The following is a 22,701-nucleotide window of genomic DNA, read 5'->3' as shown; positions in this document are numbered from 1 at the left end:
CCAGTGATGTATTATACGATTGTCTTTCTTCCGCTTTTGGGTTTTTTAATTGCTGCACTAGGTGGAAAAACGATAGGAGATCGTGCGAGTGAATTGATAACATGTAGCTTTATGGTTGTTGTTGCCATATTATCGTGGATAGTATTTTTCAGTACTGCACTTGGTCATATTCCAGCGATTGATGTATTGGTATTACATTGGATGACTGTTGGTGACTTAAGCTTTAATTGGGCTTTACATGTTGATGCATTAACAGCTGTCATGCTTATTGTTGTGAATAGTGTTTCGGCATTAGTGCATATTTATTCAATTGGTTATATGCACCATGACCCTTCAAGGTCTCGTTTTTTTTCTTATCTTTCTTTGTTTACATTTATGATGCTTATGTTGGTCACATCCAATAATTTGATTCAGATGTTTTTTGGATGGGAAGGTGTCGGACTTGCTTCTTATTTACTCATTGGTTTTTGGTTTCAGCGCGATTCTGCTAATAAGGCCGCAATGAAAGCTTTTGTAGTTAACCGTGTTGGAGACTTTGGTTTTCTCTTAGGAATCTTTAGTATTTTTGTTTTGTTCCAATCGGTTGATTTTGCCTCTATTTTTGCAAAAGCTGCCGACAAGAGCTTTATACAAAATATGACATTTTTAGATTGGCAATTTGATGGGCAGACGGCAATTACCATTACATGTCTTTTATTATTTATTGGTGCGATGGGAAAATCCGCACAATTTCTTTTACATACTTGGCTGCCTGATGCAATGGAAGGGCCAACTCCTGTATCAGCGCTTATTCATGCCGCTACAATGGTAACGGCTGGTGTTTTTATGATTGCGCGTATGTCGCCAATTTTTGAACTTTCTTCAACTGCTTTGACCGTGATTATTATTGTTGGTGCAACAACAGCGTTTTTTGCAGCAACTGTGGGGTTGGTGCAGAATGATATTAAGCGTGTTATTGCTTATTCTACATGCTCTCAACTTGGTTATATGTTTGTGGCATTAGGTGTTGGAGCTTATGGCGCTGCTGTCTTTCATCTTTTTACGCATGCTTTTTTTAAAGCCTTATTGTTTCTTGGTGCAGGTTCTGTGATTCATGCTGTGTCTGATGAACAAGATATGCGAAAAATGGGTGGGTTACGCAAACATATAAAGATCACCTATTGGATGATGATGGTCGGGACCATTGCCTTGACCGGAGTTGGAATTCCAGGAACACTTTTCGGGACTGCAGGTTTTTTCTCAAAAGATGCGATTATAGAGTCTGCTTTTGCATCTCATAATATTGCTTCAGGATATGCTTTTTATCTTCTTGTTTTTGCTGCCTTTTTAACAAGTTTCTATTCATGGCGACTTATCTTTATGACATTCCATGGTAAACCACGGGCAACAGTTGATGTGATGCATCATGTTCATGAATCGCCTCCAGTTATGTTGATTCCACTCTTTCTTTTATCTATTGGAGCAATATTTTCTGGTGTCGTTTTCCAACCTTACTTTTTTGGTGACTTGTATAATGCTTTTTGGAAGGGAGCATTGTTTACAAGCAGCCATAATCATATTCTTCATGATGCTCACCATGTTTTTAATTGGGTAAAATGGTCGCCTTTTATAGCAATGATTCTTGGGTTTATGTTGGCTTATTTATTTTATATTGTGGCTCCCTCTCTTCCCAAGAAAATGGCGCGTATTATGCCAGGAGTGTATCACTTTCTTTACCAAAAGTGGTATTTCGATCAATTATATAACTTTTTATTTGTTCGTCCTACCTTTAGAATTGGTTCTTTTTTTTGGAAAGTGGGAGACGGTAAGATTATTGATGGTCTAGGTCCCAATGGTATTGCAGCGCGTGTTGTTGATATTACAAATAGAGTTGTTCGAATGCAAACAGGCTATCTTTACCACTATGCATTTGCAATGCTTATCGGCGTTGCATTGCTCATTACATGGATGATGATCGGGGGCGTAAACTAATGACCGATTGGCCTATTCTTTCTACGGTTACATTTTTGCCGCTTGTTGGTGTTCTTCTGATTTTGTTTATCAAAGATGATAGTGAAGTAGCACGCCATAATATACGTAATGTCGCATTTTTTACGACTCTATTTGTTTTTATTATTTCTTTAATTATTTGGATAGGATTTGATTCTAGCAACCAAAATTTTCAAATGGTTGAAAAATCCAGTTGGTTAGGGGGTGGTATTAGCTATCATATGGGGGTCGATGGTATTTCTATTCTTTTTGTTGTTCTCTCGGCTTTTCTTTTGCCTTTCTGTATTTTAGCAAGTTGGGAGAATGTTAAAGAGAGATTAAAAGCCTATATGATTGCGTTTCTTCTTCTAGAAGTTGCGATTATTGGTGTTTTTTGTGCTCTTGATGCAATGCTATTCTATGTTTTTTTTGAAGGCAGCCTCATTCCAATGTTTATCATTATAGGTGTATGGGGAGGAGCACGTCGTGTTTATGCAAGTATAAAGTTTTTCTTATATACTTTACTTGGTTCAGTGCTTATGCTGGTTGCTCTTATGGTTATGTATTGGGAGGCTGGGACACTTGATATACCAACTTTACTCAATTATCAGTTTCCTGCTCATATGCAAATATGGTTATGGCTTGCATTTTTTGCTTCTTTCGCAGTTAAAATGCCAATGTGGCCAGTTCATACATGGCTCCCTGATGCTCACGTAGAAGCACCGACAGCGGGTTCTGTTATTTTAGCTGGTGTCTTACTTAAATTAGGTGGGTATGGTTTTCTTCGTTTTTCTTTGCCTATGTTTCCTATCGCTTCAGCAGATTTTGCGCCTTTTGTTTTCACATTATCGCTTATCGCTATTATTTATACATCACTGGTTGCACTTGTTCAAAGTGACATCAAAAAACTTATTGCATATTCCTCAATAGCGCATATGGGATATGTAACGATGGGTATTTTTGCTGCGAATGAACAGGGGATACAAGGGGCTATTTATCAGATGCTATCCCATGGAATTGTTTCAGCAGCATTGTTTCTTTGTGTTGGGGTTATCTATGATCGCTTGCATACACGTGAAATTTCAGCGTTTGGTGGTTTAGTGAATAATATGCCTAAATATGCTGTTGTTTTCTTAATTTTCACCATGGCAAATGTTGGTTTGCCTGGAAGCTCAGGATTTTTGGGTGAATTTTTAACCTTAATAGGTGTTTTTCAAGTAAATAAATTGGTTGTTGTTTTAGCAACAACAGGTGTTATCTTATCGGCAGCCTATGCCCTTTATCTTTATCGGCGTGTGGTTTTTGGTTCCTTGGATAAAGAGAATTTAAAAGTATTAATAGATCTTTCTTTAAGAGAAAAATTCCTCCTTTATCCAATGGTTATTCTTACAATATTCTTTGGTATCTATCCAACGCCTATTCTTAAGGCAACGGCGTTTTCCGTAGAAACCCTCATCAATAAACTGCACTAGATAAGGGAAGAATGCACATGCAAACTGAAATAATAGCGCAATTAGTCTTAATTCTTCCAGAGCTTTTAATTGCATTAGGAGCTGTCGTGCTGCTTATGATTGGTGTTTATTCCAATACACGTGCTTCTTTAACAGTGACAGGTTTAGCCATAGCACTTCTTGTGGCAACCATTATTATTCTTATAATTTTTCCTAAAAATGGTTCATTTCAAACCAATGCGCTCGTTATCGATTCCTTTAGTCGTTATATGAAAATTTTAATGCTTATTGGTGCACTCTTTTCTCTTATCATGTCTGTTGGTTTTGCCAATGCACAAAAGTTTAATATATTTGAGTTTCCAGTACTTGTTCTTTTAGCAACCCTTGGAATGATGTTTATGATTTCAGCGGGTAATATGCTGTCGCTTTATATGGGGTTAGAGCTGCAATCTTTAGCTTTATATGTTTTAGCAGCGATTAATCGTAATAATGTAAAATCTTCTGAAGCCGGTATAAAATACTTTGTTTTAGGAGCATTATCTTCAGGGTTGCTTCTTTATGGTATTTCTTTGCTTTATGGTTTTACCGGTCAAATTGGTTTTCACGAAATTGCTCTTGCTTTAAAAGATAAAAATGTACAATTGGGGGTTATTTTTGGAATTGTCTTTATTTTAGCTGGTTTGGCTTTCAAAATTTCTGCTGTTCCGTTTCATATGTGGACACCTGATGTTTATGAAGGAGCGCCCACACCGATTACAGCATTTTTTGCTGGTGCCCCTAAAGTTGCTGCAATGGCTTTAATCATCCGTATTATTGTGGTGACCTTTATTCCCCTAGGGCGTGTTGATAACGTGATGCCTGCATGGCAACAAATTTTGGTGTTCATGGCGATTGCATCAATGATACTGGGTGCTTTTGCTGCAATCGGTCAGAATAATATTAAGCGCTTAATGGCTTATTCGTCGATCAGTCATATGGGTTATGCACTTGTTGGTTTATCTGCTGGAGATATGCTTGGGATAAAAAGCGTTATCCTTTATATGACTATTTATCTTGGAATGACGATTGGTTCATTTGCCTTTATTCTTGGAATGCGCTCTCAGAATGGAAATGTTGAAAATATTTATGATCTTTCAGGGTTAGCAAAGACGAATCCGTTTATGGCTGTTGTGATGACAATACAGCTTTTTTCTTTAGCAAGCATACCTCCTATGGCTGGTTTTTTTGGAAAGTGGTATACATTTTCTGCTGCTGTCCACGCTGGACTTACGCCACTTGCTGTCGTTGGGATGATAGCGTCTGTCGTTGGGGCTTTTTACTATTTGAGAGTCATTAAAATTATGTGGTTTGATGATGCAAAAGCGCATTTTGTTGCTTTATCGAAAGAGCTTCAATTTTGTCTTGGTCTTTCTGTATTCTTTATTTTATTTTACGCGCTTTTTGGAGTTTGGTTCGCTGAACTAGCAGAAAAAGCAGCAACAGTATTGTTTTAATGAATATGGTTTATACTTTATCAGATTTTGCACAAAAACAGGGATACACTATTGAAGCGTACGATAGTGTTGATTCAACAAATCTCATTGCGCAACGAAAAGCGCAAACTGGTCATCAAGGTAATCTTTGGATTGTTGCACAAGAACAAACACAGGGAAGAGCAAGAAGAGGGAGGACTTGGTCTAGTCCAAAAGGGAACCTTTATTCTAGTCTTTTATTAATTGATGATATTGTTCATCAAACTGCGGCTCAACTTGGTTTTGTTGCTGGAGTAAGTGTGGCAGAGGCAATAAAACAATTAATAAAAGAGGAAAAACAGACAAACAATATTGTGAGCTTAAAATGGCCAAACGATATTTTGCTCAGAGGAGAAAAAAGCTCTGGAGTTTTGCTTGAGATTTTAAAATTGTCATCACAACAATATGCCTTGGTTATTGGTATTGGAATAAATGTGAAATATAATTATGAAGATGCACCCTATTCCACTTCAAGCTTAAAGAATATCGGTTTGCGTATTGATGCAGAACAATTATTTACGGTTTTGACGGAGTGTTTTTCTAAAAATTACCTTCTTTGGAAACAACCAAAAGGATGTGAAATAATCCGAAAAAAATGGCTTTTATATTCCGCTCATCTTGGGAAACATGTCAAAGTGGTGAATGATGAAAAAGTCATTGAGGGTGTTTTTGATGGTCTTGATAGTGATTTTAACTGCATCATAAAGCAAAAAAATGGTCAGACAGCCATTATAACAGCTGGAGATGTTCATTTTGGTTCGGCTGCTTCTATTAATGCAGGTCGTTATTAAAAAATTATTTTATCATCAGATACCTTAATGATTTGGGAGATGTTTATGGTTGCAGCCAATAGATGTGAATTTGTTTTTTTACCTCTGGGAGGTGTAGGTGAAATAGGGATGAATTTAGCTGCTTACGGATTTGGTCCCCAAAATCTTCGTGAATGGCTGCTGGTTGATATGGGGATTAGTTTTGCTGGTTCTGAATTACCAGGTGTCGATCTTGTTTTGCCTGATATTCGTTTTCTAGAAAGTGAAAAACATAATATACGGGGTCTTGTTTTAACACATGCACATGAAGATCATTATGGGGCCGTTCTTGATTTATGTCCAAAGTTACAAGTGCCGATTTACTGTACGCCTTTTACGGCAGGATTATTGGAAACTAAAAAACAATTAGATTTTGAATCTCAAAAAATTTTACTCAATATTTTTCAAGCTGGTGATTGTTTTCAGGTAGGTTCCTTTGCTATAGAGGCTATAGCCGTTAACCATTCAATACCAGAATCTGTATCTTTAGCAATTACAACCTCTTTGGGGACTGTGATTCATACTGGTGATTGGAAAATTGATCATACCCCTTCACTCGGGGCTGTAACCGATGAAAAAAGATTTCGTGCTTTAGGCAAAAAAGGTGTTTTAGCATTACTTTGTGATTCCACAAATGCATGTCGGGATGGTATTTCTCCTTCAGAACAGCAAGTTCAAGCCAGTCTTTCAGAGATTATTTCTAAAGCTGAAGGGCGTGTTGCGATAGCGACTTTTTCTTCTAATATTGGTCGGATACGTTCTATTGCTCTTGCAGCTGAAGCTGCTGGACGTAAGGTGCTTGTCATTGGGCGTTCCCTTAAGCGAAGTATTATGGTTGCACAAGAGCTTGGTTATATGAATGGTTTAGCACCATTTGTAACGGAAGATGATTATGGCTACATCTCGCGAAAAGATCTTGTTTTAATTGTCACAGGGAGCCAAGGTGAGCCATGTGCTGCTTTAGCTAAACTGTCACGTGATGGAATGAAAAGTATTGCACTTTCCGCTGGTGATACCGTTATTTATTCATCACGAAGTATTCCAGGAAACGAAAAAGCGATTATTGAGGTACAAAATTGTTTCATTGATTTGGGTATTAAAATTATTACGAATGAAGATGCACTTGTTCATGTTTCAGGTCATCCCCGTCGTTCAGAACTTTTACAGATGTATGATTGGATAAAGCCACAAATACTTGTCCCTGTACATGGGGAAGCAATGCATCTTAAGGCTCAGGCAACTTTAGCACGTCAAGCGGGTATTAAAACTGTTATGGATATCAGAAATGGCCATATGTTACGTCTTGCACCAGAGTCTGTGAAGGTTATTGATCAAGTTCCTGTTGGCCGCATCTATAAGGATGGTTGCCTAATTGGAGATGAAGATGAATTAGGGATTCGTGAACGCCGCAAACTAAGTTATGCTGGTCATGTTACTATTTCTCTCCATATAAATAGTAAGCATGAATTATTAGGGGATATAGGTCTAACAACATTCGGGTTACCTGAAAGTAATGGAAAGGGGGAAAGTTTAAAAGATATTCTTTTAGATATCGTAGAAAATACAGTTTATAATATCCCACGCATGAAACAGAAAAATAATGAACTTATTCGAGAGGCAACACGACGTGCAGTAAGAGCGGCTGTTCATGAAATTTGGCAAAAAAAACCTATCTGTACAGTTTTTTTACATCGGTCAAAATAAAAAAACTTTCCTATTACGTTATTTAAAAAGAGAAGAGCATTTTTATTTTATTGCTAAATAAGAAAAATAGAGAATAAAGCACAATAAATTTTTAAATGATAAGATCGTTATATTTGCAAGTATTCAGAATGCGGCTATAGATGAATAGAGGGTGTGATAAATTGTTCCGATATGATAGGTCTGATTAGGAGTTAATTATTTCAATGCGTCTTTCTCAATATTTCCTTCCACTTTTAAAAGAGAATCCTAAAGAAGCAGAAATTGTTTCTCATCGCTTCATGTTGCGCGCTGGAATGATTCGACAACAAACATCAGGGATTTATTCTTGGCTTCCTTTGGGAAAAAAAGTGCTTGATAAAGTTTGTAAAATTATTCGTGAAGAGCAAGAACGTGCGGGTGCAATAGAAATATTGATGCCTACAATTCAGTCTGCTGATCTTTGGCGTGAAAGCGGTCGTTATGATGATTATGGTTTGGAAATGCTCCGCATTAAAGATCGTCAAAAGCGTGATTTACTTTATGGTCCAACCAATGAAGAGATGGTAACAGATATTTTTCGCTCTTATGTTCGTTCTTATAAAGATCTTCCGCTTAATTTATATCATATTCAATGGAAATTTCGTGATGAAATTCGTCCACGTTTTGGTGTGATGCGAGCACGAGAATTTTTAATGAAAGATGCTTATTCTTTTGATCTTGATTATGAAGGCTCTGAAACATCTTATAATCGTATGTTTGTTGCTTATTTACGCACTTTTTCTCGCCTTGGCTTAAAAGCAATTCCTATGCGTGCAGATACAGGTCCAATAGGGGGGGAACTCAGTCATGAATTTATCATTTTGGCTGAAACAGGAGAGAGTGCTATCTTTTGTGATAAACAATTTCTTGAACTTACCGTTCCTGATAGTTCAATCGATTTTAGTGATAAAGCTGTTTTAGATGATATTGTTAAGCAATGGACATCTTTTTATGCAGCAACGGAAGAAATGCATAATGAAGAGGAGTGGGCTAAAGTTTCTGATCATAATCGTCTTTCAGCGCGTGGTATTGAAGTAGGGCATATTTTCCACTTTGGTACTAAATATTCCGCTCCAATGGGAGCAAAAGTTATGGGAAAAGATGGAAAAGAGCATGTGGTCTCTATGGGATCTTATGGTATTGGTCCTTCGCGTTTTGTTGCGGCCGCTATTGAGGCTTCTCATGATGAAAATGGTATTATTTGGCCAAAGTCGATGGCACCGTTTGATTTTGGGATTATCAATATGAAGCCCGATGATGAAAAATGCACACAGGCATGTGAGTTTCTCTATCAGGGATTAAAGAAGGTTGGTTTTGATCCGTTATTAGATGATAGAAATGAACGTCCTGGATCAAAATTTGCAACAATGGATTTGATTGGTTTGCCAACGCAAATCATTGTTGGTCCTAACAGCATTGCACAAAATGAAGTTGAAATTAAAGATCGAAAAACAGGAATAAAAAAATCTCTAAAGGTTGAAGATGTGCTCAGCCAACTTTCTATAATTTAATAGGAAATATTATGAAGAGGCTGAAAAACAAATGCTTTTCATCTTATGAGTGGATGATCGCTTTTCGTTATATGATTCCCAATAAAAAACATGTCGTTGCATCTGTTATTTCAATTATTTCTCTTATTGGGATTATGTTGGGCGTATTTGCTCTGGTTGTTGTTATGGCGGTGATGAATGGCTTTCGTACAGAACTTCTCAATCGTATTCTTGGTATGAATGGGCATCTTATTATTCAAACAGTTGATTCTGGTTTTTCTGATTATAAGACTCTTATTTCTTCTTTAGAAACTACAAATGGTGTGAAGTTTGCTTTACCTGTTATTGAAGGTCAAGCGCTTGTTCAAGGTGAAGTTCAAGGTGGCTCTGGCGCGTTAGTTCGTGGTATGCGCAAACAAGATCTAGAAAAGCTTAAAACAGTCTCTCAAAACATTAAATTAGGATCGATTTCTCGGTTTGATCAAGAAGAAGGTGTTGCAATTGGAAGTGGCTTAGCAGAAAAATTAGGACTGACAGTTGGAAGAGATATTCGTATTATTACTCCAGATGGTGATGAGACTCCTTTTGGCGTTACCCCACGTGTGAAAGCTTATAAAGTCGTTGCTATTTTTGAAGTTGGTATGTCTGAATATGATTCAATATTTATCTTTATGCCTCTCCATGAAGCACAAATGTTTTTTAATTTGGGAGATAAGGTTCAGTCTTTAGAATTATTTCTAAATGATCCTGATGCTGTTGATCAAATAAAACCTGTTGTAGAAAAAGCAGTTGATCAACAGGTCTATTTAATTGATTGGCGTACACGCAATCAGGCTTTTTTTTCAGCCTTACAGATTGAACGAAATGTTATGTTTTTCATTCTTTCTCTGATCGTTCTTGTTGCTGCTTTAAATATTATTTCAGGGCTGATTATGCTTGTAAAAGATAAAAGTCATGATATTGCAATTTTACGCACGATGGGGGCTCAACAGAGTGCGATTTTGCGTATATTTATCATTACAGGAATGATGATTGGTTTTATTGGAACTATATTGGGTTTAGTTTTAGGTGTTATCGCGACTGCGAATATTAATCATATCCAAGATTTTATATCTTGGTTATTTAATGTCGACGTTTTTAATCCTCAACTTTATTTTTTAACAAAATTGCCTGCACAAATTGAGTGGAAACAGACCGTCTTGGTTGCTATGATGGCTTTATTCTTGTCGTTTCTTGCTGCTCTCATTCCGGCATGGCGTGCTGCTAAGCTAGATCCCGTACAAGCTTTGAGGTATGAATAATGACAGCTATTTTAGAGCTTGTAGAGATTGAAAGACACTTTTTCGAGAGTCATAAGCCTCTCATTGTTTTAGATAAAGCCAATTTTATTCTTAATCGTGGAGAGCTTGTCGCACTTGTTGCACCATCTGGTGCTGGAAAATCAACACTTCTTCATATTGCTGGATTATTAGAAAAACCAACAGCTGGTGATGTGATGTTACGGGGTGTTTCTTGTGCAAAGCGCTCTGATAGTGAGCGAACAGCTATAAGACGAAATGATATTGGTTTTGTTTATCAATTTCATCATTTACTTCCAGAGTTTACGGCGTTAGAAAATGTCATGATACCGCAAATGATAGCAGGATTAAAAAAATCCATAGCAGAAGATCGTGCGCGCAAATTATTAACGTATCTGCGTATTTCTCATCGTGCGAACCATCGTCCCTCAGAGTTATCGGGAGGAGAACAACAACGTGTTGCTATTGCACGTGCAGTAGCAAATGGCCCTTCGGTTCTTTTGGCTGATGAACCTACAGGAAATCTTGATCCAGTAACTTCAGCTTATGTCTTTCAAGCTTTATCTATCCTTGTTCGTCAGTCTGGTCTTTCTGCTCTTATTGCAACACATAATTACGCTTTGGCTAAGCAAATGCATCGTCGAATTACACTTAAAGAACAAAAGATTATAGAACTTCCTTAAAGCAAGGTACAAATTTTTACGACTAATTGAATAGTTTATATTACTTTATTCAAGGAGATTTTTTATGACAGTTTTTGTCGTTGACAAAAATCAATTAGATGCTCGTCGTCGTCGATTGATTTTTCGTGCATGGCATCGCGGTATTCGTGAAATGGATCTCATTTTTGGACATTATGTCGATGCTCATATCACTGAGATGAATGATAGAACGCTCTCTGAGCTTGAGTATATTATGTCTTTTGATGATCGTGATTTACTCACATGGATTACTGGAGAAATTTTGCCCCCCTCTGAAGTTGATAGTCCACTTTTCCGTGATATTGCCAATTATCGTACTTGCTTAAGTTATTAATCCCGATGCCTATATTTAAAAAAATTGTTATTCCCAAAAATAATTCTGTTCGTATGATTTTAGATGGCGTTACTGATGGATTTGAAGCCTTTGCGCTTGCTAAATTAAGTTCAGAAATTGCACAAGGTAAACCGCTCATCTATGTTGTCCGTGACGGAACAAAAATTGCGTATTTACAACAAGTTTTAAATTTTATTGAACCCAATTTACCCGTACTTCAATTTCCTGCATGGGATTGTTTGCCTTATGATCGCGTATCACCAGGAATTGCTGTTATGGCACGTCGACTATCAACATTGGCACACATAGCAAATTTACGGAAAGATCCACATCCTGCAATTATATTAACTACAGCAAATGCAATTATGCAAAAGTTGCCTCCTCGTGAAATGATAGAAGCTCAGCTTATTCACGCACGTGTTGGCCAGCGTAATAACATGGGAAATCTTATTCAATTTCTAGAAACCAATGGTTTTGAACGTGTTACGGTTGTCCGTGATGTTGGTGAGTTTGCTGTAAGAGGAGGAATACTTGATATCTTTTCTCCGATGGATGTTGAACCTTTACGTCTTGATTTTTTTGGAGATACCCTAGAAAGTATCCGCGTATTTGATCCAGAAAGTCAAAGGACAACAGGCCAAAAAACTGAACTTTTATTACAGGCAATGAGTGAGGTTGTTCTTACACCAGAACGCATCAGCCGTTTTAAAAGCAATTATACCCGTACATTTGGTGTATCACAAAAAAATAACATGCTTTATGAAGCAATTTCTCAAGGTCGGCGTTTTGTTGGTATGGAACATTGGCTTCCATTTTTTTATGAAAACCTTGATAGCTTGTTTGACCATTGTGGCAACTTAGCGATAGTTTTTGAACATCTCATAGAAGAAGTCTTCATTGAGCGCTATCATCTTATTGAAGACTATTATAATGCGCGCAAAGAGCGCGAAAATGATAAAGAAAATTCTACTTCTTATCATCCAATAGACCCTAGTCTTCTCTATTTAACGCCAGAGCGTGTTTTAGAATGTGTGCAACAATCTTCACAGCGTATTGATTTTTCGCCTTTTAATATTCCACAAAGTTTGGAACAAACTGTTATTCACGCACATGTTAAACAGGGATATGATTTTGTAAAAGAGCGTAATGCGCAGGAAAAAAACGTTTTTTCAAGTGTTATTGATCACATCGCATCTTTACGCGCTGCGGGCAAAAAAGTACTTTTAGCGTGTTGGAGTGAAGGATCTCTGAATCGTTTAGTACAAGTTCTCGACGAGCATGGATTGAAAAAAATAGATGTTGCAAAATCTTTGCAAACTGTCAAAGCAACACCTCGAGATCGCATATTAGCAGCTGTTATCATGATAGAACATGGTTTTGTGGCTGAAGATTTGGCTATTATAGCAGAGCAAGATATCCTTGGCGATCGTTTTATAAGATCGCCAAAGCGGCGTAAGAATAATACAAATTTTATTTCTGAAGTTTCTGCTTTAAATTCTGGTGATATTGTTGTGCATATCGACCACGGTATTGGCCAATTTGTTGGTCTTAAAACCATCACAACCACTGGAATTTTACGAGATTGCCTTGAAATTAAATATGCTGGAGGTGATCTCCTCTTTTTACCTGTTGAAAATATTGAGCTTCTCTCACGTTATGGCTCAGAAGGAACAGAGGTAACGTTAGATAAATTAGGAGGTGTTGCTTGGCAAGCACGTAAAGCTCGGCTTAAAAAACATTTATTGGAAATGGCAGGGCAATTAATCCGTATAGCTGCAGAGCGTATGACTCGTGCTGCGCCTGCTTTACTTCCACCAATTGGATCTTTTGATGAGTTCGTTGCTTGCTTTCCCTATGAAGAAACGGAAGATCAAATGAATGCAATTGATGCTGTTTTGGATGATCTAGCCTCAGGCAAGCCGATGGATCGCTTGATATGCGGTGATGTTGGTTTTGGAAAAACTGAAGTAGCCATTCGAAGTGCTTTTGTTGCAGCATTAAATGGATATCAGGTTGCGGTTGTTGTACCAACAACTTTGCTTTCACGTCAACATTACAAAACATTTATTTCGCGTTTTCAAGGATTACCGGTTAAAATTGGACATGCTTCAAGGCTTGTAAAAGCGAAAGAACTTGCACGAGTAAAAAAAGGTGTTTCAGATGGTACAATCGATATTGTCATTGGAACCCATGCATTATTAAGTGGTGCAGTTAATTTTTTACGATTAGGCCTTCTTATCATTGATGAGGAACAACATTTTGGTGTTAAACATAAAGAGCGTTTAAAAGAGCTTAAAAGTGATATTCATGTTCTCACACTTTCAGCAACTCCCATACCACGCACTTTAGGGTTAGCTTTATCGGGTGTACGTGAACTTTCATTGATAACAACACCCCCCATTGATAGAATGGCGGTTCGTACTTTTATTTCACCCTTTGATGCACTTGTTATACGAGAGACCCTGCTTCGAGAATATTATCGTGGTGGACAAAGTTTCTATGTTTGTCCTCGTATTTCTGATCTGGCTTTTGTAGAAGAATATCTCAAAACACATGTGCCAGAACTGAAATTCGTTGTGGCTCATGGACAAATGCCGGCTGGACAACTTGATGATATCATGAATGCATTTTATGATGGACAATATGATGTGCTGCTCTCAACAACCATTATTGAATCGGGGCTTGATATTCCAACAGCCAATACCCTAATTGTGCATCGTGCTGAGATGTTTGGCCTTTCTGCCCTTTATCAGTTACGTGGTAGGGTAGGGCGTTCAAAACAACGTGCTTATGCTCTCTTTACATTTCCTGCTGGTAAAGTCTTAACAGCTGCTGCCGATCGCCGTCTTAAAGTTTTACAATCTCTTGATACCTTAGGGGCCGGGTTTCAATTGGCAAGCCATGACATGGATATCCGCGGTTCAGGCAATTTTTTAGGTGAACAGCAATCGGGGCATATCAAAGAAGTTGGATTTGAACTCTATCAAAAAATGCTTGAAGAAGCTGTTGCTGAATTAAAAGATGGAGAGCTAAACGAAGATAATCAATGGTCTCCTCAAATTTCACTTGGTACAACAGTGATGATACCAGAAAGTTTCGTGCCTGACTTATCATTACGTATGGGACTTTATCGTCGTTTAACAGAACTTGATGATTTAGAACAAATTGATGAATTTGCAGCGGAGTTAATTGATCGCTTTGGTCCTTTACCCCTTGAGGTTCAACACCTTCTTAAAGTCTTTTATATCAAAACATTATGTCGAAAAGCGCATGTAGAGAAATTAGATACAGGACCAAAGGGGATTGTTATACAGTTTCGTAATAACTATTTCGCAAATAGTGTTGCTCTTGTTCAGTGGGTTGGAAAACAAGGTTCGATGGCAAAAATTCGTCCAGATCAAAGTATCGCTCTTATTCGTAATTGGTCCACAGCGGATGAAAGGCTTGTTGGAGCAGCGAATATTATGACACAGCTTGTCGAAATGGCAGAACAACATTCTGTTTAAAAAATATCTTTATTATTTCAGAACTATTACTTATTTTTATAAAATTATTCTATAAAAACAAAAAGTTATTGATTTTGTATAAGAATAAAATTTAAGTTTATAATAAAGAGCCATTATATATTTATTTGGTTTTTATTATATACGTATTGATATAATGAAGGAAATAGATTAGACGGTTTAACCGCATTAAATAGCACTTTCAATATAATAAGCTAATAAGCTCCTGTAAATTTTTTAGAAAGAATTTAGGTAAAGATAGCATGCTTTCTTCATTACAAAAGTGTCTAACTATCGTTTTTTTGTTACTCACTTTAATATATGGCGTAAAAAACGCTTATGCTGAGTTATCTTCTGATGAACAATACCAACATTTAAAAAACAAAAGAAAGAATATTAAAGAGAGCATACAATTTATTGAAGAAAGTATATCTCATTTGGATATTTGGGAAAAAAATATTTCTAAAGCAGAATACTATGAGCGTTTACAGGAACGGAATAAGTTATATAAAAAACTGAAAACTCTGAAGGATGAATATTATAATCTTGGTTCGAAATTACAGGATCTAGCTGAAAAAAAACAAAAAATTATCTCTAGAATACATATAGCGAGAGAGTATGAAGTAGGGGAGTATGAAGAAAAGTTGATTAAAGCAAAAGATTATTTAAAAAAAACTCAAACGTTTAATGAATGGGGAATGAATGAGAAAAGTGGAGGTGATGATGAGATAATGAAAAATTATCTCATATTTATTATTGCTTGCAATACGTTAGCGGATATATTGCAAAGTGATATAGGTGCTATTTTGCGCAAAGATTTTGATTGGAAAGATAAAGATTTTAGTTGGGCTAAAGGCGCAAATAATTCAATAAGTCCTAGTTTAGTCAGGGATATTAAAGAATTACTAACAGATGGCTCTTATAGTTATGAAAAACAAATATTTGACGATATAAAAATAGTCTTACAGAAGATAATTGGTTTGTAAAAAGTGCACCTAAGCTTTGTAATACCATTAAAGAAGTACATAATATAATGCTTCCAAACAAGAAAAAGAATATTATAGATCGTATGCGTTCTCATGTTGAAGAATTATTCAATTAAAAAATTAATTATACAAATACAGAGAAATTAAGATAATATACTAAATAATAGTTTAAATATGTTAGTAAAATATATTTTAATTTTTTGTTTTTATCATTATTTATAATAAAGTAATTTATACACATAAGATATTATCTATTATTCTTATCATATAAGCTTTAATATATATTAAATAATAAACTCATATATCTTTTTTATGTTTTCTTTTTATGCATGATTTTTTGTGCTTGTAGTTTTTTATTTTTATCTGTTTAATTATTTTAATGACGATACATTTCATATCTTAAATCTTGTTTTATTAATACGATAAGAGAGATGTTTTATAGCTCTAAGTTGTGTTATATAGGAAAACAAAATGATATTTTGAATTCATTTTTTCTTAAAACTTAAATCATTAACGATTTATATCTTTGATGTTGTAAAAGATGAAAAGAATTTATCATTTTAGTAAATTATTTTATTTGAGAAATAACTTAAAATAAATTGATAAAAGCTATATTTTTTATTCATGTTATAAAGCTGAGAGATGATATTTGTACAGAAGTGCAATAATAGATGTATAATATATGAGCATAAATTTATTATGGCTTTAGGCACGTGAGATGATTCATAGGGGGAATCCCTTTGTTCAGTAGTTTTATCTATAAAACTAACTCTGCTTGTGATGTACAAGTGGATAAATTTTATTGATTCAATATAAGAGAGGTTTGCGCTATTAGGATCTTTCATACAATATAGAAATAGAAAAAAGATAAATTATTATTATAAATTAATATGTTATTATATTTTAAGAAAGTTTATTATAAATAAAATATTTTCAGCAGTTATAGATTTTCTCTCTAAGAAAATGTGTTGTTTAATTAAGAAAAAAGCACTTCTTTAGTAGCGTATTTTTAAACTAAACTGTTTAGTTAAACGCTATAGAATATAAAATTTTTATTACAAAAGCGTATCACCATTGTTTTGTAAACAAGGGCAGAAATTTTAGACAATCAATGGTTTTAATTCATCAAATGTTTCAATAATACCGTAGATGATTTTGTTTTTGTGTATCACACGAGGCACATAAGGAAAACTATAAAACTTATCTGATATTTTGGAGCTTAATGCATTGCAACACCTGTTGCTAATGTTCTATAAGCTTAACATGAAGAGTAATAAATGTAAAAATTTTAATTAGTAAGTTTTTTAGAGTAGTATCAGAGTTTATTTTAATTAACATTGCAATATTGATTCGTTTGTGTAATCTTAGTTTAAATGCACAGAGGTGTTTTATGGATAGATTGCATCAAATACCAATGTGATGAAGAGGGGAAATGATATGAGTGTATAAAAATTAGAATGGCTCGTCGTATTTTTTCTCTAAATTTAACTTTTTTTTTATATTGAAGTAAAAATAGTAAAATTAATTGTTATTTCATTATAATTTAATAAATTAAGTTGGAATTATATTTAATATTTTTTTGAAGTTACTTAAGAGCGCGTTGAAAGGATTAACTTAATCATGTCGCATAAAAATGTTTATTCTGCTGTTTCAGTATTAGTTGGAGCTGCTGCCCTTTTTCTTATAGCTGGTATTTCTGCAAATGCGCAAACTTTATCACAAGGTTGGTACAAAGTTTGCAGTAAGCAGCATGATGTTGATATTTGTAATACAATGAATACTGTATTATCGAATACGGGACAACCTTTAACGGCTTTTAATCTTGTTGAAATAAAAGGGAAGCAAAATGAGAAACGTATAGGTATTCAAGTACCTACAGGTCGTTTTTTGCCAGAAGGTGTTCACATTAAAATTGGTGACGAGTTCTCTAAAAAAATTCCTTATATTATTTGTAATGGACCAAGTTGTATTGCTAATGATGTCTTAGATGATAAGCTTATAGCAGCTATGAAAAGTGGTACAAAAATGGTTGTAACCACAGTTAATTTCCGTGGTTCAGCTAATCCTATTGAGTTTTCTCTTAATGGGTTTACAGCAGCCTATACCGGTCCTGGTATGGAGGAAAAAGATTTTCAACAAGAACAAATAAAGCTGCAGCAAGCCATTCAATCAAAGCAAAAAGAAATTGAAGAGCGTATGCGGGATGAGCAAGAAAAAGCAAAACAAAAGTAATAAACCCACACCATAGAAGTTGGTCAAAACGTCTTCTATAATTGTTTATTTGAACCGCCACAATTTTCTGTGGCGGTTTTTTTAATCCTTAATTTTTCGAAAGAATTCTGCGTTTCCACCAACCAATACGTTCAGTTTTGGAAGAATCATTAGGCGTTGATGAAATAACAACGGGTTGATTAATTGTTTCTTCAATTTGGGAAGGAGAGGTTTCGATAACTTTCTCCATCTCGATTACAGTTTCTTGCTCTAATATTTTTTGTATTTGCGTTGTCTCTTTAGAAGATGATTTTTTACGTGTTCCACGTGTTGATTTTTTACTCTTTTCAAGAGCTTTATCTTCTACCTCATGAACAGCTTTGTCTGCTTTTTTTGTTTTAGTTTTATGCACCGAACTGGTTGTAGGTTTTTCTTCAAGAGATTTTTGTTCTGCAATATTTTGATCATTCTCTAAAAAAAGTTGATTTTCTACTACTTTTGAAGAACGTGTTTTACGTTTTTTAGGTTTAATACTTGTATCATTTTTTTCAGATTCACTCTGTTGTTGTATATCTAGAGCTTGTGTATTATTCTTTGTTTCTTCAAGTTCAAAAGATTTAGCAGGTGAAACACGACGTTTGCGATGCGCTGCTTTAATTTCTGCTAAAGCTTGCTTAGCAAAATCTCCCACTGGTTCTGCATAAGGAACGCGAATCTGATGAAAACTATTATCTTGATTGCGTCGACCACCACGACGTCCTCGACGACGTCCTCGACGATAAGAATCATCATTCAAGGTATCTTCTTTTTTATGAACGTTGGAGAGAGAATGATCAGTAATTTCACCGTGACGATTTTTGCGCCGACGCTTTTGGTTTGTTTCAATGGGAGAAGGATTTTCAATAGATTCACTTTTTATGAAAACAGAATCTTCAATTTCTTGCTTATTGTCATCTTCCAATGAAGATTGAAAAATTCTCTCTGCTATTGAGCCTTTAGAAATAACAAGATGTTGTGTTCCAATACTATCATCTGCTTCAATACTAATATTAAGTTTAAAGCGAGCTTCTAAATTAACAAGAATATTGCGTTTATGATTTAATACATAAAGCGCTGTTGCTACGGGGGTGCGCACGATAATATTATGTTGCGAATTATGAAGAAGATATTCTTCAATTGAGCGCATGACATGTAACGCAATTGATGATTCAGAACGTATATTTCCTGTTCCTGCGCAATGTGGGCAGGGCTGTGTCGTACTTTCTAAAACCGATATGCGAATACGTTGACGACTCATTTCTAAAAGGCCGAAGTGTGAAATATGACCTACTTGAATACGAGCACGATCATTTTTTAAACAATCTTTTAATTTTTTTTCGACCAGCTTCACATTGCGTTCTTCAAGCATATCAATAAAATCAATCACAATTAAACCAGCAAGGTCACGCAAGCGTAATTGACGCGCTACTTCTTCAGCAGCTTCAAGGTTAGTTTGTAAGGCTGTCTTTTCGACAGAGAATTCTTTCGTAGAGCGGCCAGAATTTACGTCAATAGCAACAAGTGCTTCTGTTTGATTAATAACAAGATAACCACCAGATTTTAAAGAAACCTGTGGTTGCAACATTTTATCAAGTTGAATTTCAATATTATTTCTTGCGAAAATGGGCGTAGGATCACGGTAAGGTTGCACAACTTTTGCATGACTTGGCATGAGCATACGCATAAAGTCTTTCGCTTCACGATATCCTTGGTCTCCAGAGACAAGAATTTCACTAATGTTCTTATTGTAAAGATCTCGTATAGAACGCTTGATGAGATTGCTTTCTTCATGGACAAGGCATGGCGCCGTTGACTCGAGTGTCAAAGTGCGAATAGTATCCCATAACCGCATAAGATATTCATAATCACGTTTAATTTCAGCTTTTGTTCTATTGGCACCAGCGGTTCGTAAGATAACGCCCATACCTTTTGGAACGGCTAATTCTTTTACGATTTCTTTAAGACGCTTACGGTCTTGTACGTTCGTAATTTTTCGTGAAATACCACCACCACGTGCTGTGTTGGGCATTAGAACAGAGTAACGACCAGCTAGAGATAGATATGTTGTAAGGGCAGCACCTTTATTACCACGCTCTTCTTTGATAACTTGTACCAACAAAATTTGACGTCGTTTAATGACTTCTTGAATTTTATACTGGCGCCCTTGTTTTCTTTGATAAATCGGGAGCTCTTCACGGATGTCCTCAGCACCGACCATTTCAATCTCATCATAAGAGATATTGGCATTTAATGATTCTTCTGTATTATCAATTATTATCGCTTCAGATGTGATATCATTTTCAATATCGGCTGCTATAACATTGTTTTTTTCACTTTTTTTTGTTCTTCTGGAGCGTTTTTTATTTTTAGTTGCTTCTTCCGTAAAGGTATCTACAGAATTTTCTCCTACAGCTTCTTTTTCTTCTTCTTCAAGAAGAGCAAGGCGATCAGCAATAGGAATTTGATAATAATCAGGATGAATTTCAGAAAATGTTAAAAAACCATGCCGGTTTCCACCATATTCAACAAAAGCCGCTTGGAGAGACGGTTCTACACGCGTAATACGTGCGAGATAAATATTCCCCTTGAGCTGTTTTCTATGTTCTGATTCAAAATCAAGTTCTTCAATTTTGTTGCCGTGAACAACAACAACACGTGTTTCCTCCGGATGGGAGGCATCTATAAGCATTTTGTTTGACATAAGTTAATATCCTGAAGGCGACATGCACAATTTTATTCAAACGAATGCTATAACTATTCGTAAATATAAAAGGCTGTCTGCCATAAAAGGGAGGTACCAGAAAAACAGGACGGAACACCACGTGCAAAGGCATGACTGCATTTACACCATTTCTCATCATTATTTCCATCTGTTTTTTATGACTCATATTTCTTAAAAGTCTCCGGTAAAATAATCTTTAAAACAGTTCGGATATCCGAACCAACGAATCTTAAGTAATGCAATCCTAATGTTACAACATAGAAATTTTTCATCCATAAAAAAGTCTCAACGCATAATAGACAAAAAACTTCTAAAGACAACTTAATATGAGTTACAGATAATTTAGATGACTATTATCAGCTAGGAAGCATAAATATTCTTTTATGTTGATATCATGCGTTTGGCAAGTAACAATGTAAATCATGTATAATTATAATATCTTTATGACCTTAATTTCGTTTTGAGGTGTTTATTTAGCTTTTATTGAAAAATAGATAATAAATTGGTGTATCGTTTTATGTAACCAAGATAAATTATTACAAAGGTAATGTAGAGTATTTTGCTTATGATAAGAGTTTTTTTTACCAAAAAGCTGAAAACAGCTTATGGGGATGTTATTGTGTTCGTCACATACTTTTTATTATCTTTTTTGCTACTCCAAACTAGTGTTCAAGCCGCAGATCCTCTGAGACTTATTAATTTTCGAACCATTGGTGATAGTATTCATACGCGTATTATTGCGGTTTTTAATTCAAAACCAAATGTTCGTTTACAGATTTTTGACAGGCCCGCACGTTTGGTTATCAATTTACCTACAATTGACTTTTCGATGCAAAATACGCCTTTAAAGAAACGGAATACATTATCCGTTATGCTTTCAGATGTGCGTTATGCTTTCTCTGACATACAGACTTCACGCATTATTTTGACAAGTAAAACGGCTTTTGTGGTTGAAAAAAATGTCGTAAAAAAATTAAATAATGGTTTATGGCAGTTGCTGATTGATATTCGTAAAAGTACACAAGAAAAATTTGATGAGATATTAAAAAAACAGCAAAGAAGCAATTTTGATACAAAAACACAGTTAATGCCAGCATATAATTTCCGTGTTGTTCTTGATCCTGGTCATGGTGGTATTGATGGCGGTGCACGGGGTGTTACTGGAATTTTAGAAAAAGATGTGACTTTAGACTTTGCGCGTGCATTGCGAGACGAATTACAAAAGGATTCTCATATTACCGTTGCTTTAACACGAGATTCCAATATTTTTTTAAGACTAAGTGAAAGAGTTAAAAAAGCGCAAGAGTTTGATGCTGATCTTTTTATATCTATTCACGCAGATACGATTGATCTACATTCTCTTCGCGGTGCCACAGTGTATACCATATCAGATAAAGCCTCTGATGCCATTGCAAAATCTTTAGCTGAAAATGAAAATAAAGTTGATTTGCTTGATGGTTTGCCTGCAGATGAAACGCTCGAAGTTACAGATATTTTGATGGATCTTACACGACGTGAAACACATACATTTTCGGTTAATTTTGCAAATAGTGTTATTTCAAGTTTATCAAAGAATCATATTAACTTGATTAATAACCCACATCGGTATGCTAATTTTCAAGTTTTAAGAGCTTCAGATATACCCTCAGTCTTGATAGAGATAGGTTATTTATCCAATAAAGAGGATGAAAAGTTATTAAATGATCCTCATTGGAGAAAACAAATGGCAGCCTCTATTGCTCATTCTATTCGTCAATTTGCTGATTATAGGCAGAAAATGATACAGCCTCTTTAAATTTATGAGAAAATAGAGTATCAATATGGGCTTCTAGTGTACCCTGGTATAAATAAAAGATAGAAAACAATTTCTCTTGATCTCAATCTTGTGGTGATATCCACTTGGTGTGTTTGAAGTAACGTATTTTTTCTTTAATTAATTCTTAAGAAAGCGATAGC

At 35.4% G+C, this 22,701-nt stretch carries 14 protein-coding genes; 13 read left to right on the top strand and 1 reads right to left on the bottom strand.

Features of this window, described 5'->3' with window-relative positions; genetic code table 11:
* Window positions 1-6: 6 nt before the first annotated feature.
* The 12 genes from nuoL (at window position 7) to ACFIO5_RS03885 (ending at window position 18,005) form a co-directional block, all read left to right on the top strand.
* A complete protein-coding gene (nuoL, locus tag ACFIO5_RS03940; RefSeq protein WP_375643159.1) occupies window positions 7-1,971 on the top strand; it encodes an NADH-quinone oxidoreductase subunit L in 1,965 nt (654 codons plus the stop codon).
* On the top strand, window positions 1,971-3,440 hold the full coding sequence (locus ACFIO5_RS03935; RefSeq protein ID WP_273791287.1) for an NADH-quinone oxidoreductase subunit M: 1,470 nt from the start codon (window positions 1,971-1,973) through the stop codon (window positions 3,438-3,440). Before nuoL ends, ACFIO5_RS03935 begins: the two co-directional genes overlap by 1 nt.
* Window positions 3,441-3,457: 17 nt before the next feature.
* Window positions 3,458-4,912: an NADH-quinone oxidoreductase subunit NuoN gene (gene nuoN, locus ACFIO5_RS03930; protein ID WP_375643139.1), complete on the top strand. Its 1,455-nt coding sequence runs from the start codon at window positions 3,458-3,460 to the stop codon at window positions 4,910-4,912.
* Window positions 4,912-5,721, top strand: coding sequence for a biotin--[acetyl-CoA-carboxylase] ligase (locus ACFIO5_RS03925; protein ID WP_375643135.1), 810 nt, complete (start codon window positions 4,912-4,914; stop codon window positions 5,719-5,721). The genes nuoN and ACFIO5_RS03925 overlap by 1 nt, the downstream gene beginning before the upstream one ends.
* A 45-nt stretch (window positions 5,722-5,766) precedes the next feature.
* Window positions 5,767-7,443, top strand: a complete 1,677-nt coding sequence (locus tag ACFIO5_RS03920) for a ribonuclease J (RefSeq protein WP_375705106.1) — start codon at window positions 5,767-5,769, stop codon at window positions 7,441-7,443.
* 203 nt (window positions 7,444-7,646) lie between these two features.
* Window positions 7,647-8,972 (top strand): proline--tRNA ligase, encoded by a 1,326-nt coding sequence (gene proS, locus ACFIO5_RS03915; RefSeq protein ID WP_375643131.1) that lies wholly within the window; start codon window positions 7,647-7,649, stop codon window positions 8,970-8,972.
* 11 nt (window positions 8,973-8,983) lie between these two features.
* Window positions 8,984-10,252: a lipoprotein-releasing ABC transporter permease subunit gene (locus ACFIO5_RS03910; protein ID WP_375634060.1), complete on the top strand. Its 1,269-nt coding sequence runs from the start codon at window positions 8,984-8,986 to the stop codon at window positions 10,250-10,252.
* Entirely contained in the window at window positions 10,252-10,932 is a 681-nt protein-coding gene (locus ACFIO5_RS03905) for an ABC transporter ATP-binding protein (protein WP_375621231.1), read from the top strand. Before ACFIO5_RS03910 ends, ACFIO5_RS03905 begins: the two co-directional genes overlap by 1 nt.
* A 64-nt stretch (window positions 10,933-10,996) precedes the next feature.
* Window positions 10,997-11,284, top strand: a complete 288-nt coding sequence (locus tag ACFIO5_RS03900; RefSeq protein ID WP_375634061.1) for an FAD assembly factor SdhE — start codon at window positions 10,997-10,999, stop codon at window positions 11,282-11,284.
* A gap of 5 nt (window positions 11,285-11,289) precedes the next feature.
* Window positions 11,290-14,790, top strand: a complete 3,501-nt coding sequence (mfd, locus tag ACFIO5_RS03895; RefSeq protein WP_375634062.1) for a transcription-repair coupling factor — start codon at window positions 11,290-11,292, stop codon at window positions 14,788-14,790.
* A gap of 260 nt (window positions 14,791-15,050) precedes the next feature.
* Complete coding sequence (locus ACFIO5_RS03890) at window positions 15,051-15,773, top strand: hypothetical protein (protein ID WP_375705105.1); 723 nt, start codon at window positions 15,051-15,053, stop codon at window positions 15,771-15,773.
* A 1,620-nt stretch (window positions 15,774-17,393) separates the two neighbouring features.
* On the top strand, window positions 17,394-18,005 hold the full coding sequence (locus ACFIO5_RS03885) for an invasion associated locus B family protein (RefSeq protein WP_375634064.1): 612 nt from the start codon (window positions 17,394-17,396) through the stop codon (window positions 18,003-18,005).
* Between the two features lie 88 nt (window positions 18,006-18,093).
* Here ACFIO5_RS03885 and ACFIO5_RS03880 read toward each other — a convergent pair whose 3' ends face one another.
* The gene (locus tag ACFIO5_RS03880) at window positions 18,094-20,724 is read right to left on the bottom strand and encodes an Rne/Rng family ribonuclease (protein ID WP_375636720.1); all 2,631 of its coding nucleotides are present in this window, start codon (window positions 20,722-20,724) and stop codon (window positions 18,094-18,096) included.
* A 586-nt stretch (window positions 20,725-21,310) separates the two neighbouring features.
* Between ACFIO5_RS03880 and ACFIO5_RS03875 the strand changes: the two genes are divergently transcribed.
* Complete coding sequence (locus ACFIO5_RS03875) at window positions 21,311-22,540, top strand: N-acetylmuramoyl-L-alanine amidase family protein (protein ID WP_375636722.1); 1,230 nt, start codon at window positions 21,311-21,313, stop codon at window positions 22,538-22,540.
* Window positions 22,541-22,701 lie beyond the last annotated feature (161 nt).

The organism is Bartonella sp. AA86SXKL, assembly GCF_042196885.1.
This window is presented reverse-complemented; position numbering and strand designations above follow the sequence as displayed.

What these genes read in the sequence shown, in the direction of transcription:
- ACFIO5_RS03880 (WP_375636720.1), bottom strand. Translation starts at nt 20,724, where the DNA reads ATGTCAAACAAAATGCTTATAGATGCCTCCCATCCGGAGGAAACACGT.
- nuoL (WP_375643159.1), top strand. Translation starts at nt 7, where the DNA reads ATGTATTATACGATTGTCTTTCTTCCGCTTTTGGGTTTTTTAATTGCT.
- nuoN (WP_375643139.1), top strand. Translation starts at nt 3,458, where the DNA reads ATGCAAACTGAAATAATAGCGCAATTAGTCTTAATTCTTCCAGAGCTT.
- ACFIO5_RS03890 (WP_375705105.1), top strand. Translation starts at nt 15,051, where the DNA reads ATGCTTTCTTCATTACAAAAGTGTCTAACTATCGTTTTTTTGTTACTC.
- ACFIO5_RS03920 (WP_375705106.1), top strand. Translation starts at nt 5,767, where the DNA reads ATGGTTGCAGCCAATAGATGTGAATTTGTTTTTTTACCTCTGGGAGGT.
- ACFIO5_RS03905 (WP_375621231.1), top strand. Translation starts at nt 10,252, where the DNA reads ATGACAGCTATTTTAGAGCTTGTAGAGATTGAAAGACACTTTTTCGAG.
- ACFIO5_RS03875 (WP_375636722.1), top strand. Translation starts at nt 21,311, where the DNA reads ATGATAAGAGTTTTTTTTACCAAAAAGCTGAAAACAGCTTATGGGGAT.
- proS (WP_375643131.1), top strand. Translation starts at nt 7,647, where the DNA reads ATGCGTCTTTCTCAATATTTCCTTCCACTTTTAAAAGAGAATCCTAAA.
- ACFIO5_RS03885 (WP_375634064.1), top strand. Translation starts at nt 17,394, where the DNA reads ATGTCGCATAAAAATGTTTATTCTGCTGTTTCAGTATTAGTTGGAGCT.
- ACFIO5_RS03900 (WP_375634061.1), top strand. Translation starts at nt 10,997, where the DNA reads ATGACAGTTTTTGTCGTTGACAAAAATCAATTAGATGCTCGTCGTCGT.
- ACFIO5_RS03910 (WP_375634060.1), top strand. Translation starts at nt 8,984, where the DNA reads ATGAAGAGGCTGAAAAACAAATGCTTTTCATCTTATGAGTGGATGATC.
- ACFIO5_RS03925 (WP_375643135.1), top strand. Translation starts at nt 4,912, where the DNA reads ATGAATATGGTTTATACTTTATCAGATTTTGCACAAAAACAGGGATAC.
- mfd (WP_375634062.1), top strand. Translation starts at nt 11,290, where the DNA reads ATGCCTATATTTAAAAAAATTGTTATTCCCAAAAATAATTCTGTTCGT.
- ACFIO5_RS03935 (WP_273791287.1), top strand. Translation starts at nt 1,971, where the DNA reads ATGACCGATTGGCCTATTCTTTCTACGGTTACATTTTTGCCGCTTGTT.